11 protein-coding genes are annotated in these 12,279 nt (G+C 72.4%); 5 read left to right on the forward strand and 6 right to left on the reverse strand.

Annotated features, from left to right (window positions below):
- Window positions 1-33 precede the first annotated feature (33 nt).
- From LN042_RS28895 to LN042_RS28910, 4 genes are all read right to left on the reverse strand, one after another.
- A complete protein-coding gene (locus LN042_RS28895; protein WP_230054354.1) occupies window positions 34-852 on the reverse strand; it encodes an ABC transporter permease in 819 nt (272 codons plus the stop codon).
- The gene (locus LN042_RS28900; RefSeq protein WP_230054355.1) at window positions 849-1,793 is read right to left on the reverse strand and encodes an ABC transporter ATP-binding protein; all 945 of its coding nucleotides are present in this window, start codon (window positions 1,791-1,793) and stop codon (window positions 849-851) included. Before LN042_RS28900 ends, LN042_RS28895 begins: the two co-directional genes overlap by 4 nt.
- A 241-nt stretch (window positions 1,794-2,034) precedes the next feature.
- Complete coding sequence (locus LN042_RS28905) at window positions 2,035-2,832, reverse strand: VOC family protein (RefSeq protein ID WP_230054356.1); 798 nt, start codon at window positions 2,830-2,832, stop codon at window positions 2,035-2,037.
- A 102-nt stretch (window positions 2,833-2,934) separates the two neighbouring features.
- Window positions 2,935-3,477 (reverse strand): MarR family winged helix-turn-helix transcriptional regulator, encoded by a 543-nt coding sequence (locus LN042_RS28910; protein ID WP_230054357.1) that lies wholly within the window; start codon window positions 3,475-3,477, stop codon window positions 2,935-2,937.
- 114 nt (window positions 3,478-3,591) lie between these two features.
- Here LN042_RS28910 and LN042_RS28915 point away from each other — a divergent pair, with 114 nt between their 5' ends.
- The 4 genes from LN042_RS28915 (at window position 3,592) to LN042_RS28930 (ending at window position 8,055) form a co-directional block, all read left to right on the forward strand.
- On the forward strand, window positions 3,592-4,872 hold the full coding sequence (locus LN042_RS28915; RefSeq protein ID WP_230054358.1) for an MFS transporter: 1,281 nt from the start codon (window positions 3,592-3,594) through the stop codon (window positions 4,870-4,872).
- Window positions 4,873-4,940: 68 nt separating this feature from the next.
- Window positions 4,941-6,509, forward strand: coding sequence for a dolichyl-phosphate-mannose--protein mannosyltransferase (locus LN042_RS28920; RefSeq protein ID WP_230054359.1), 1,569 nt, complete (start codon window positions 4,941-4,943; stop codon window positions 6,507-6,509).
- 53 nt (window positions 6,510-6,562) lie between these two features.
- Window positions 6,563-7,282 (forward strand): ABC transporter permease, encoded by a 720-nt coding sequence (locus LN042_RS28925; RefSeq protein WP_230054387.1) that lies wholly within the window; start codon window positions 6,563-6,565, stop codon window positions 7,280-7,282.
- Window positions 7,283-7,473: 191 nt separating this feature from the next.
- Window positions 7,474-8,055 (forward strand): TMEM165/GDT1 family protein, encoded by a 582-nt coding sequence (locus LN042_RS28930; RefSeq protein WP_230054360.1) that lies wholly within the window; start codon window positions 7,474-7,476, stop codon window positions 8,053-8,055.
- 95 nt (window positions 8,056-8,150) lie between these two features.
- On the opposite strand, the gene LN042_RS28935 is transcribed toward LN042_RS28930, so the two are convergent.
- The gene (locus tag LN042_RS28935; protein ID WP_230054361.1) at window positions 8,151-9,200 is read right to left on the reverse strand and encodes a peptidoglycan-binding protein; all 1,050 of its coding nucleotides are present in this window, start codon (window positions 9,198-9,200) and stop codon (window positions 8,151-8,153) included.
- 200 nt (window positions 9,201-9,400) lie between these two features.
- On the opposite strand from LN042_RS28935, the gene LN042_RS28940 reads away from it, so the two are divergent.
- Window positions 9,401-11,455: an MFS transporter gene (locus LN042_RS28940; protein ID WP_230054362.1), complete on the forward strand. Its 2,055-nt coding sequence runs from the start codon at window positions 9,401-9,403 to the stop codon at window positions 11,453-11,455.
- Window positions 11,456-11,578: 123 nt separating this feature from the next.
- On the opposite strand, the gene LN042_RS28945 is transcribed toward LN042_RS28940, so the two are convergent.
- Entirely contained in the window at window positions 11,579-12,193 is a 615-nt protein-coding gene (locus LN042_RS28945) for an HAD family hydrolase (RefSeq protein ID WP_230054363.1), read from the reverse strand.
- Between the last annotated feature and the right edge of the window lie 86 nt (window positions 12,194-12,279).

Here is a 12,279-nt window from a genome sequence, read left to right on the forward strand (position 1 = left end):
CCATTGTGCAACGGACCGGGCGACCGGTGACGGTCACGCGTCCCGTCGCTTGAGCACCGCGGCGGCGGCGACCAGGGCGACGACGACGTAGCCGCAGAGCAGACCGAACCCGGGCCACGGCGCCATCTCGTGCGGCGCCTGGGTCACATGGGTGAGCGCCTGGCCCGCGTTGCTGGGCAGGTACGGCACGATGTGGTCCTGCCAGGAGCTGGGCAGCGCCTCGCTGAGCAGCGGCAGCACCATCAGCACGCCGAAGACCGAGGCGATGCCGCCGGCGGTGTTGCGGATCAGGGTGCCGAGGGCGACCGCGAGCAGGCCGACGGCGGTCAGGTAGAGGCCCATCCCGAACACCACCCGGGTCACCCCGGGCGCGGAGAGCGTGGTGTCCAGGTGCTTGCCGGCCAGGATCGACTGGCCGACGAAGAAGGCGACCAGCACCGACGCGGTGGCCACCACCCAGGTGACCGCGCCGAAGACCAGCGCCTTGGCCCAGAGCACCGGCAGGCGCTTGGGCACCGCGGAGAGCGAGGCCCGGATCATGCCGGTGGAGTACTCGCCGGTGACCACCAGCACGCCGAGCACGCCGATCGCCATCTGCGCCATGAAGAAGCCGCGCAGGCTGTGCTCGGCGGGCGTGAAGGCGGCCCGCTCCTCGGCCGGCAGGTGGTCCCAACGGCTCATGGTGGCCCAGCAGAACAGCGCGCCGAACCCGATGGTGAGCGCGGCCGCCACCACCAGGGTGATCCAACTGGAGCGCAGCGAGCGGAACTTGATCCACTCGGCGGTGACCACCCGGGGCAGCGTGACCTTGCCGTCGCCGGCCCGCTTCGAAACGTACGTCGCAGTGCTCATGCGGCGGACTCCTTGACCAGCTCGGCGGGCCGGACCACGGCCTCGTACTCGACGGCGTCCCGGGTGAGCTCCATGAACGCCTCCTCCAGCGATGCCTGACGCGGCGTCAACTCGTAGAGCACCACGCGGTGCTCGGCGGCCAGGCGGCCGACCGCCTCGCTGTCGGTGCCCTCCACGGTGAGCACGCCCGGCTCGTCTTCGACGGCGACCATGGCGCCGGGCAACTCACGCAGCAGCACGGCCAGTTCGTCGGCCTGCGGGGTGCGCACCCGGACGCCGCCGCGGGAGGCGCCGGCGGTGAAGTCGGCCACCGAGGTGTCGGCGATCAGCCGGCCGCGGCCGATCACGATCAGGTGCTCGGCGGTCAGCGCCATCTCGCTCATCAGGTGCGACGAGACCAGCACCGTACGGCCTTCGGCCGCGAGTGACTTGAGCAGGTTGCGGATCCACAGGATGCCCTCGGGGTCGAGCCCGTTGACCGGTTCGTCGAGGATCAGCGTGGCCGGGTCGCCGAGCAGCGCGGAGGCGATGCCCAGGCGCTGGCCCATGCCGAGCGAGAAGCCGCCGGCCCGTCGCCGGGCCACCTCGCGCAGCCCGACCAGGTCGATCACCTCGTCCACCCGGGAGGTCGGGATGCCGTGGGTGGCGGCCAGCGCCAGCAGGTGGTTGCGGGCCGAGCGGCCGGTGTGGATGGCCCGGGCCTCCAGCATCGCGCCGACCTCGCGCAGCGGGGCCGGGTGGTCGGCGTAGCGGCGGCCGTTGACGGTCGCGTGCCCCGAGGTCGGGGTGTCCAGGCCGAGCAGCATCCGCATGGTGGTGGACTTGCCGGCTCCGTTGGGGCCGAGGAAGCCGGTCACGATGCCGGGTCGGACGCTGAAGCTCAGGTCCTGGACGGCGGTTTTGGGGCCGTAGCTCTTGGTGAGGCCGACGGCTTCGATCATCTGTGGTCCTCGGGCGAGGGGGTGGACGGCGACAGTGTCCACGCTAGGCGGCGCTGACCGGGTGCGACGTGCCGCGCGAGGAGGAACCGCAGGTGGCGCGGGTGGTCCGCAAGACCCACCGGACGTACATCTTGAGACTGACCTTGCTTCGGACACGGAGGGTTCGCCGGACGCGGTCGACCCCCGGAGCGGCCGCAGCGTCCGGCTGCGCTCCGGGGGTCGGCTGCGGGTCGCCGCCCGGTCAGGAGCCCTCGGGCATCTCCGGCTTGATCACCCAGAACGGCGCGCCCTGCGGGTCGGTGAGCGCGGCCATAGTGCCGACCGGGGTGTCCATCGCCGGGACCAGCACCGAGCCGCCGGCCCGGACCGCCGCGTCGACCGTGCTGCCCGCGTCGTCCACCGCGAAGTAGACGGCCCAGTGCGGCGGGGTGCCCTCCGGGTGGTTGGCCAGGCTCTGCGCGCCGCCGACCGTCTTGCCGCCGACATTGAGCGCGAAGTACTCGGGCATCCCCTCGGGGCCCTCCATCGGCGCGATCTCGATGCCCAGGGCGGCCTGGTAGAACGCCTTGGCACCGGCGATGTCGTTGGTGTCCAGCTCGTTCCAGATCACCGCGCCGGGCTCGTTGACGATCTCGGCGCCGAAGAAGTCCAGCGGCTGCCAGACACCGAAGACGGCGCCGGCCGGATCGGCGGCGACGAACATCCGCCCGACCGTGCCGACGGTCATCGGGCCGAAGAGCACCTTGCCGCCGTTGGTGCCGACCCGGGCCGCGGCGGCATCGGCGTCGTCGGTGGAGAGGTAGGTGGTCCAGGCGGTGGGCGGTGGCGGGTTGCCGTTCATCGGCGCCGCCGCCATGATGCCGGCCACGGCCTTGCCGTTCAGCGTCATCGCGGCGTAGCCGCCGAACTCTTCGGGACCCTTCTCGCCCTGCCACTCGAGCAGGTCCTTGTAGAAGTCGATGGCCGCCTGCTGGTCGGGAGCGGCCAGGTCGACCCAGCACGGCGTGCCGGGGGTGTACGGGGTGGTGACCACGGGCATGGGTGTCGCCTCCAGGGCGGAAGTGGTCCGGACGGACGTTTCGGTGCCCCCCGGAGCCACCCTGCCGCTGTCCCACCGCCCCCGCCACTCAGGGCGCGGGCCTCACGGCGCGCCGGTCTCGATCCGGGTGAGCATCCGCCCCAGCAGGCCGGAGAGCACCGTGCGCTCCTGCGGGCTGACGTCCTGGAGCAGCTCCTCCTCGAAGACGGCGGCCATCCGCATCGACTCCAGCCACTTGTCGCGGCCGTTCTCGGTCAGCTCGATGATCACCCGCACCCGGTTGGCCTCGTCGCGCTCCCGGGTGACCAGGTCCTCGGCCACCATCCGGTCGATCCGGTGGGTCATCGCCGCCGGGGTGAGGCCCAGCCGCTTGGCCAGCTCGCCCGGGCCGAGCCGGTACGGGCTGCCGGCCACCACCAGGGCCTTGAGCACCTCCCACTCGGCACTGGTGATTCCGAGCACAGTCAGCTGCCGGTCGTAGGTGACCGACATGCGTCGGGCGACTCGGGTGAGGGACGACATGATGGTCTCCACCTGCGGGTCGACGGTGGGGAACTCCCGCTGGTAGACGGCCACTTGCTCGGCGACGCCGAGCTCGTCGCGGCAGTCCGGTTCGGCCGCCGTGGCGGCCTTGCGTGCGCTCATGGGCCTCAGTCTCCCATGCTTGGTAGCCGGTTAAGACTTTGACAGTGGAGTCTTTCCACCCATAGAGTTTAGCTCTGAAATCTTGAGGGTTGAAGACGGTGAGGGGTGGTCTCCATGAAGCGGCAGAAGTTCGGTGCGGGCGGCGCCCTGCGCCGGGTCCAGCTCGGCAACGCGCTGAGCGCCTTCGGCAGCGGGTTCACGCTGCCGTACATGTTCATCTACGTGGACCAGGTGCGCGGGCAGGGCTCGCTCGCCGCCACCCTGGTGTTCACCCTCTTCGCGCTGGCCGCGCTCGCCGTGCTGCCGTTCGCCGGCCGCTCCATCGACCGCTACGGTCCGCGCCCGGTGCTGCTCGCCGGGTGCGCGATGGCCGTCGTCGGCGCGTTCGCCTTCGGGCAGGCGCAGAGCACGGCCGGCCTGCTGCTCTCCGTCTTCCTGTTCGGCGGCGGCGTCACCACCTGCCAGCCGGCGCTGGCCACGATGATCGTGCGCAGCTCCACGGCCGCGACCCGCTCGCACGCCTTCGCGCTCCAGTTCACCCTGGTCAACCTGGGGATGGGCATCGGCGCGCTGGTCGGCGGACAGATCGTCGACGTCGCCGAGCCGGCCAGCCTGACCCGGCTGTTCACCATCGAGGCGCTGACCTACGTCGGCCTGGCCCTGGTCACCGGCACCGCCAGGATCGCCGGCCGCGGGCCCGTCCTGGTCACCGACGACCGGCGGCCCAGCGGGCTGCGGGCGCTGGCCGGCGACAAGGCGATGCTGAAGCTGCTGGCGCTCGCCGCGCTCATCTTCTTCACCTGCTACGGCCAGTACGAGTCGGGTGTGGCGGCCTTCGCCACCACCACCGTGCACACCGCGCCCTCCACCCTGGGGCTGGCGATCGGTGCCAACGCCGTGACCATCGTGGTGCTGCAGATGATGATGGTCCGGATCACCGCCAAGCGCCGCCGCACCACCGCGATGGCCGCCACCGGCGTGGTCTGGCTCGGCGCCTGGGGCATGGCGCTGCTGGCCGGCCTGCTCCGCGGCGAGACCGCGGTCGCCACCGCGGCGATCGTCTCCATCTACGTGCTGTTCGGCGTCGGCGAGTCGATGCTGGCCCCGACCCTGGGGCCGATCGTCGCCGACCTGGCCCCGACCCGGCTGATCGGCACCTACAACTCGGCGTTCGCGCTGGTCAAGCAGACCGCGACGGCGGTCGGCCCGGCCGTCGGCGTGATGCTGGTCGGCTCCGGCACCTGGCCGCTCTACCTGGCCGCGATGGCCGGCAGCACCCTGCTGATCGTCGTCATGGCGCTGCGGCTGCGCGGCCACCTGACGCCGGTGCAGGACAACGCCGAGCGGCCCGTTCCGGTGTCCGTGCCGGTCCGTGAGCTGCAGACGGCGGCATGAGAGGGTGACGGGAAAGACCGCGGCCGCCTAGAGTCGTCGGTGATCAACGAGTCGACGACGGTGGAGCCATGGCGAATACGGCAGTCATCGAGCGGCCGGCCGGTGCGCACCCGCAACCAGCCGGCCGCGCGCCCGTACTGCTGGGGCTGGGCCGGCGACTGCCCTGGCTGGTGCGTCACGCCGACTGGCTCGGACCGGTCGCGGTGGCGCTCTTCGCCGGCGTGCTGCGGTTCTGGAACCTCGCCTACCCCAACGCCTTCGTCTTCGACGAGACCTACTACCCCAAGGACGCCTGGTCGCTGCTCCATCAGGGGTATGAGGGCGCCTGGGCGGAGAACGCCAACAACGCGATCCTCTCCACCCCGCAGCAGATCCCGCTGAACACCGAGTGGGCCTTCGTGGCGCACCCGCCGCTCGGCAAGTGGGTGATCGCGATCGGTGAGGCGGTCTTCGGCCTCCACCCGTTCGGCTGGCGGGTGATGGTCGCGCTGGTCGGCACCCTCTCGGTGCTGATGCTGGCCCGGATCGGCCGCCGGCTCTTCGGCTCCACGCTGATCGGCTGCACCGCCGCGCTGCTGATGTCGGTGGACGGCCTGCAACTGGTGATGAGCCGCACCGGCCTGCTCGACGGCATCCTGATGTTCTTCGTGCTGGCCGCCTTCGGCTGCCTGCTGATCGACCGCGACCGGACCAGGGCCAAGCTGTCGGCCGACGGCGTGAACGGCGACCGGATCCGGCTCGGGCTGCGCCCCTGGCGGCTGGCCGCCGGCGTGCTGCTCGGCTGCGCCTGCTCGGTCAAGTGGAACGGCATCCAGATCCTGGCCGCCTTCGGGCTGCTCACCGTGCTCTGGGACCAGGCCGGGCGCCGCCGGGCCGGGGCCCGGCACCCCTGGCGCAGCATGCTGCGGCACGACGCCGTGCCGGCCTTCTGCTCCATGGTGGTCGTCGCCGCGGTGGTCTACGTCGGCTCCTGGAGCGGTTGGTTCCTCAGCTCCGGCGGCTACGACCGGCACTGGGCCGACACCCACCCCGGCGGGGTCCTGCCCGGCCCGCTGCGCAGCTGGTGGCAGTACCAGACCGAGATGTGGCGGTTCAACACCACGCTGACCACCCCGCACACCTACCAGTCCAACCCGTGGAGCTGGCTGGTCCAGGGCCGCCCGGTCAGCATGTACTGGCAGCCGGTGCCGTTCGGCCAGCGGGGCTGCACCGACACCGGCGGTTGCACCACCCAGATCCTGGCGCTGGGCACCCCGTTGCTGTGGTGGACGGCCTGCTTCGCGCTGGCCTACCTGCTCTGGGCCTGGTTCTTCAAGCGCGACTGGCGCTCCGGCGCGGTGCTCTGCGCCGTCGCCGCGATCTACCTGCCCTGGTTCCAGTTCCAGCAGCGCACCATCTTCTCCTTCTACATGGTCGTGCTGGTGCCGTTCCTCTGCCTGGCCGTGGCCCAGATGCTGGGCGCGATGGTCGGCCCGGCGACCGCGACCGTGCGGCGGCGGGCCTGGGGTGCGGCGGCCGCCGGCGGCCTGGTGCTGGCGATCATGGGCTGCTTCCTCTACTACTACCCGCTGTACACGGCCCAGGTGATCCCGATGTCGGACTGGCAGGACCACATGTGGTTCACCAGCTGGATCTGAGCGCGGCCGGCTCCAGCCAGCTGCTGCCGGTCACCCCGCTGCTCGGGGTGCTGATGGCGGTGCTGCTCGCGGCGGCGGTCGCGGTGGCGGGGTGGGGCGAGCTCGGTCACGGGCGCTCGGTGCTCAAGGCCGGGGTGCGGGCGGTGGTGCAGCTGGCGGCGGTCTCGCTGGTGATCACCGGGGTGGTGCACTCGCTCTGGCTGACCGCGCTCTTCGTGCTGCTGATGTTCGCGGTGGCGGTGCGCACGGCGGGGCGGCGGATGACCGAGGCACCCGGTTGGTCCTGGGCCTGGGCGGCCGCGCCGATCGGGGCGGGGGTGCTGCCCGTGCTGGCCCTGCTGCTCGGCAGTCGGCTGCTGCCCTGGCAGGGCCTGTCGATCGTGCCGGTGGCCGGGATCCTGATCGGCGGCGGATTGACCGCCACCTCGCTGGCCGGACGCCGGGCGCTGGACGAGCTGACCCAGCGCCACGGCGAGGTGGAGGCGGCGCTGGCGCTCGGCTTCGAGGAGCGGGACGCCCGGCTGGAGATCTGCCGCACCGCGGCGGCCACCTCGCTGGTGCCGGCGCTGGACCAGACCCGCACCGTCGGCCTGGTCACGCTGCCCGGTGCGTTCGTCGGCATGCTGCTCGGCGGTGCCTCACCGGTGGCGGCGGGCGCGGTGCAGCTGTTCGTGCTGATCGCGCTGCTGGCGGTGGAGTCGGTGGCGATCGTGGTGGTGCTGGAGCTGGTCGGGCGGGGGCTGGTGCGCCGTCCGCTAAACTGGCGGGGTTGAAGGGGAGTAGCCCTCCACCGGACCGTCGACATACTGGCCGCCTCGACCGGGGCCCGGCGCCCGGGGCACCACCGGTGTCGGCGAGACCTTCGGCCGCAGTGCTGTTGTCGTGATCAGCGCTGCCGGGCCGGGGTCTCTTCCGTTTCGGGGCCGCGCGGCCGGGCAGCCCGACCGTGGAGGAACGCTCCCCGATGAACCTGACCGTGTTCGCCGTGACCTTCGGCATCATCTTCCTGGCCGAGCTGCCCGACAAGACCGCGCTGGCCGCACTGATGCTGGGGACCCGCTACCGCGCGTCGTACGTCTTCGCCGGCCTGGCCGCCGCGATGGCCGTGCAGGTCGGCCTGGCGCTGGTGGCGGGCAGCCTGCTGGCACTGCTGCCGCACCGCTGGGTCGAGGGCGTGGCCGGGGCGCTCTTCCTGGTGGGCGCCGTGATGCTGCTGATGCACAAGGACGAGGACGAGGAGCACGGGGGCCGCAAGCCCGTCGCCAACAGCTTCTGGAAGGTGGCCGGAGCGAGCTTCCTGGTGGTCGCGGTCGCCGAGTTCGGCGACCTGACCCAGATCATGACCGCCAACCTGGCCGCCAAGTACGCCGAGCCGCTCGCCGTGGGCCTGGGCGCCTGGCTGGCGCTCTGCTCGGTGGGCGGCCTGGCCGTCCTCGGCGGGCGGAAGCTGCTGGAGCACGTGCCGATGAAGGCGATCATCCGGGTGGCCGCCGCCGCGATGCTGGTGCTGTCCGCGATCAGCATCGCGGAGGCGGTCACCGGCTGAGGGCGACCGGGAGCGGCGTCGTGCGGAAGCCGTGACCGGCTGGGGGCGACCGGGGCGGCGTCGTGCCGGCCGTGGCCGGCTCGGGGCGACCGGAGTCAGCAGGTGTCGCCGGCGTCGAGGGCGTCCTGGGTCTGCTGGTCCAGGGCGCCCTGCTGGTTGGCGTCGATGTTGTTCGCGTCCTGGAACTGCGCCACTTCGCCCTCGGTGTGGATGTCGTACTTCCCGCTGTGGGTCCCGCCGCAGCCCGCCGCGCGGAGCTGCCGCTGCAGGGCCACCACCGCCGGGCCGGAGTCACCCGGGGCGGGCAGCGCGGCGGTGCGGCTCGGCGCGGCGCTGGTGGGCGCGGCACTGGTGGGCGGCGCCTGGGTGGGCGGGGGCGGCGGCGGTGCGGCCGCGCTGGTGCTGGGGGTCGGCGGCGGGGTGGTGCGGGGCGCCGCCTTGGTCCTGGGCGCGGTGGGTCTGGCCGAGCTCGCCGGGGCCGCGGCGGTGCTGGGCGGGGCGGTGACGGGGGCGCTGCTGGGGGCGGCCCCGGTGGTGGGTCCGCTGCTCGGCGAGGCGGCGCCGGTGGGCATCACCGGTAGCGCCTGGTCGGTCGACGAACTGCCGGGGGAGAGGACGTACGCCAGCCCGACACCGAGGGCGACCACGCCGACGCCGGCCGCCGCGATCAGGCCGGTGCGGCGGCGTGGTCGCCCGGCCTGCCGGGCGGCGGTGCGGCCGCGGGCGGCGTCCTGGCCGTCGGCGATCGGGAACAGGCCGAGCTCCCGGGGCGGCAGCTCGGGCGGCAGGGCCCAGGGCGCGGGCCGGGTCGAGGGCGGTGGGGCCTGGGGTGCCGGCTGGGGCGGCGGCGGCACGGTGTGCGGCACGGTGCCCTGGTGGCCGACCGGGGGCAGCACGGCGGTGGCGTACGGGTCGGCCGGCGCCGGCGGGTACGGTGCCGCGGGCAGCACGGCCGTGGCGTACGGGTCGGCCGGTGCGGTTGCGTACGGGTCGCCCGGCGCCGGCGCGTACGGGTCGGGCTGGTCCTCGACCGGCACCGACGGGACGTACGGCCGGACCAACGGGGGACCCTCGGTGTGCGGGAGGACCGCCGTCTCGGTCAGGTCCGGATCCTCGCCGGGACCTGGCTGGGCGAATCCCGGCATGGGCCGGTCCTCCTGGAGATTGCGACGGGCTTGTGAATGGGCCCGATTATGCAGGACGCCACTGCGGGCGAACAGTGCCACCCGGCTAACTAATGGCCCAACCCCGAGCCGCAAAAGCGGATAAATCTGACACGATGAGAAGTCGGAAGCTGCCACGTCGTCAGACACCGGCACCAGGATCACCAGGCGGAGGTTCTGTCATGGCGGAACCGGCCACCGAGGCCCGCGCACCGGCCCCGCAACAGGCACCGGTCCACAACCTCTGGGTCCCGATCGGCGCCTTGCTGCTGGCGCTGCTGCTGGCCGCCCTCGACCAGACCATCGTGTCGACCGCACTGCCCACCATCGTCAGCGACCTCGGCGGACTGGAGCACCTCTCCTGGGTGGTGACGGCCTATCTGCTGGCCTCCACCGCCGCCACCCCGCTCTGGGGCAAGTTGGGCGACATGTACGGCCGGAAGCGGTTCTTCCAGGCCTCCATCGTGATCTTCCTGATCGGCTCGGCGCTCTGCGGGCTCTCCCAGAACATGGGCGAGCTGATCGCCTTCCGGGCGCTGCAGGGGCTGGGCGGCGGCGGCCTGATCGTGCTCACCCAGGCGATCGTGGGCGACCTGGTGCCACCGCGCGAGCGGGGCAAGTACCAGGGCCTGTTCGGCGCGGTCTTCGGCGCCACCAGCGTGCTGGGCCCGCTGCTCGGCGGCTTCTTCGTGGACCAGCTCTCCTGGCGCTGGGTCTTCTACATCAACCTGCCGATCGGCGCGGTCGCCCTGGTGGCGATCGCGCTGGTACTGCACAGCGCCGAAGTCACCCGCAAGCACGCCATCGACTACCCCGGGATCGTGCTGATCGCCGCGGTGGCCACCTGCTTCGTGCTGATGACCTCGCTCGGCGGAGTCAGCTACGGCTGGGGCAGCTGGCAGATCATCGGCCTCGGCGTGCTCGGCGTGGTGCTGCTGATCGCCTTCGTCATGGTCGAGCGGCAGGCCGAGGAAGCCGTGCTGCCGCCCCGGCTGTTCACCTCCCGCACCTTCAACCTGGTCGCCGTGATCTCCTTCGTGGTCGGCTTCGCGATGTTCGGCGCCCTCACCTACCTGCCGACCTTCCTCCAGGTGGTGCAGGGCGTCTCGCCGACCATGTCGGGCGTGCACATGCTGCCGATGGTGCTCGGCATGCTGGTCACCTCGATCGGCTCCGGTCAGATCGTCGCCCGCACCGGCCACTACCGGCTCTTCCCGATCGTCGGCACCGCCGTGATGGTGGTCGGCCTGGTGCTGCTCTCCCGGCTCACCGAGTCCACCTCCACCACCGTGATGAGCCTCTACTTCCTGGTCTTCGGGCTGGGGTTGGGGCTGGTGCTCCAAGTGCTGGTGCTGATCGTGCAGAACTCGGTCGGCTACCAGGACCTGGGCGCGGCCACCGCCGCCGCCACCTTCTTCCGCTCCATCGGCGCCTCCTTCGGCGTCTCGATCTTCGGCACCATCTTCACCACCGGCCTCAACCGCAAGCTCAAGGACGCGCTGCGCGGCGTCACGCTGCCACCGGGCTTCTCCGCCAAGGAGATCACCGCGGACCCCCGGGTGATCCACACCCTGCCGCCCGCCACCGCCCACAATGTGCTGCACGCCTACGCCAGTTCGATCGCCGAAGTGTTCCTCTACGCCGCCCCGGTGGCGGCCGTGGCGTTCGTGCTGTCGCTGTTCATCAGGGAGCAGCCGCTGCGCGAGTCGGTGACCGCGCCGGACCTCGGCGAGTCGATCGGGATGAACCCGGTGGAACGCAGCTCGGTGGACGAAATCGCCCGGGCCCTGTCGGTGTTGGGCACCCGGCAGGCCCGCCGCGACCTCTACCGGCGGATCACCGCCGAGGCCGGTCTCGACCTGCACCCCGCCTCCAGCTGGCTGCTGCTGCAACTCCAGCGCCAAGGTTCAGTGGAACCGGCCGAGTTGGCGGAACAGGGGATCGTGCCGCCGGCCGTGATCGAGGTCGCCGCCCGCGAAGTGGAAGGCCGGGGCCTGGCGGTGCGCAACGGGCTGCCGATGCGCCTGACCGAGGCGGGCGTGCTGGTCGCCGAGCGGCTGGTCACTGCCCGGCGGTCCCAACTGGCCAAGCTGCTCGGCGACTGGAACGAGGAGCAGTTCGCCGAGCTGGCCGCGCTGCTCACCACGCTCAGTCGCAACCTCTGCGGTGACCCGCACGAACGCCCGGACCCGGTTCCCGCCCCGCACGTGCCGCACAACGAGGGGCGGTCGTTCTGACCCGACGGTTCAGCAGGCTGCACCAGTCCGGCAGGCCGGTCGGTCCGGTGGGTCGGCCGGGGCCGGCAGGCCGGTCGGTCCACGGGCGGGTCGCTCCAGCAGCCGGGCCCGGTCCAGGCGGGCTCAGTTCAGCAGCGGCGAGAGGGCGTTGCGCAGATCGGCCGGCTCGCGGTACTCCACCCCCGTCATGCCGAGCGCGCGGGCGGCCGCCACGTTGCCCGCGGTGTCGTCGACGAACAGGCAGCGCTCGACCGCCGCTCCCGCCTGCTCGGCGGCGATCCGGTAGATCCGCTCCTCCGGCTTGACCGCGCCCACCACGGCGCTGTTCACCACCGCGTCGGCCAGCCCGGTCAGCCCGATCGCCGCCAGGTCGGCGTCCAGCCAGAGCGTGGCGTTGGTGACCACGACCACCGGGACGTGCTCGCGCACCGCGCGCAGCAGCGCAACCACCGCCGGGTCGGCCCGGAACGGCGCAGTGGTGAACGCCGCCGCCAACTCCGCTGCCGCAGCCGACTCCTGCGCCAGCCGTTCGACGATCCGGGCCCGCCACTCCGCCTTGGCCAACTGCCCGAGCAGCAGCGGGCCGCGCAACTCGGCGTGGAAGGCGACGCCCATGGTGCGGCCGGCCGGCAGACCGGCGGCGCGCTCCAGACGGTTCAGCTCGCTGTGGTCGAACAGCCGGATCACGCCGTCGAGATCGGTCAGCACGGCATCGAACGGTCTGCTGCTGGTGGTCATCCGGCCTGTATACCGGGAGCTTCGATCTCCTGTCGAGGAGCGGCCGGCAACTGTCGAAGGCGTCCGATCACGGGGGGGGACGAATG

This window comes from Kitasatospora humi, from assembly GCF_020907985.1.
GTDB classification, from domain to species: domain Bacteria; phylum Actinomycetota; class Actinomycetes; order Streptomycetales; family Streptomycetaceae; genus Kitasatospora; species Kitasatospora humi.

Excerpts from the sequence above, each read along its gene's own strand:
- LN042_RS28895 (WP_230054354.1), bottom strand. The coding sequence starts at position 852 with ATGAGCACTGCGACGTACGTTTCGAAGCGGGCCGGCGACGGCAAGGTC.
- LN042_RS28900 (WP_230054355.1), bottom strand. The coding sequence starts at position 1,793 with ATGATCGAAGCCGTCGGCCTCACCAAGAGCTACGGCCCCAAAACCGCC.
- LN042_RS28905 (WP_230054356.1), bottom strand. The coding sequence starts at position 2,832 with ATGCCCGTGGTCACCACCCCGTACACCCCCGGCACGCCGTGCTGGGTC.
- LN042_RS28910 (WP_230054357.1), bottom strand. The coding sequence starts at position 3,477 with ATGAGCGCACGCAAGGCCGCCACGGCGGCCGAACCGGACTGCCGCGAC.
- LN042_RS28915 (WP_230054358.1), top strand. The coding sequence starts at position 3,592 with ATGAAGCGGCAGAAGTTCGGTGCGGGCGGCGCCCTGCGCCGGGTCCAG.
- LN042_RS28920 (WP_230054359.1), top strand. The coding sequence starts at position 4,941 with ATGGCGAATACGGCAGTCATCGAGCGGCCGGCCGGTGCGCACCCGCAA.
- LN042_RS28925 (WP_230054387.1), top strand. The coding sequence starts at position 6,563 with ATGGCGGTGCTGCTCGCGGCGGCGGTCGCGGTGGCGGGGTGGGGCGAG.
- LN042_RS28930 (WP_230054360.1), top strand. The coding sequence starts at position 7,474 with ATGAACCTGACCGTGTTCGCCGTGACCTTCGGCATCATCTTCCTGGCC.
- LN042_RS28935 (WP_230054361.1), bottom strand. The coding sequence starts at position 9,200 with ATGCCGGGATTCGCCCAGCCAGGTCCCGGCGAGGATCCGGACCTGACC.
- LN042_RS28940 (WP_230054362.1), top strand. The coding sequence starts at position 9,401 with ATGGCGGAACCGGCCACCGAGGCCCGCGCACCGGCCCCGCAACAGGCA.
- LN042_RS28945 (WP_230054363.1), bottom strand. The coding sequence starts at position 12,193 with ATGACCACCAGCAGCAGACCGTTCGATGCCGTGCTGACCGATCTCGAC.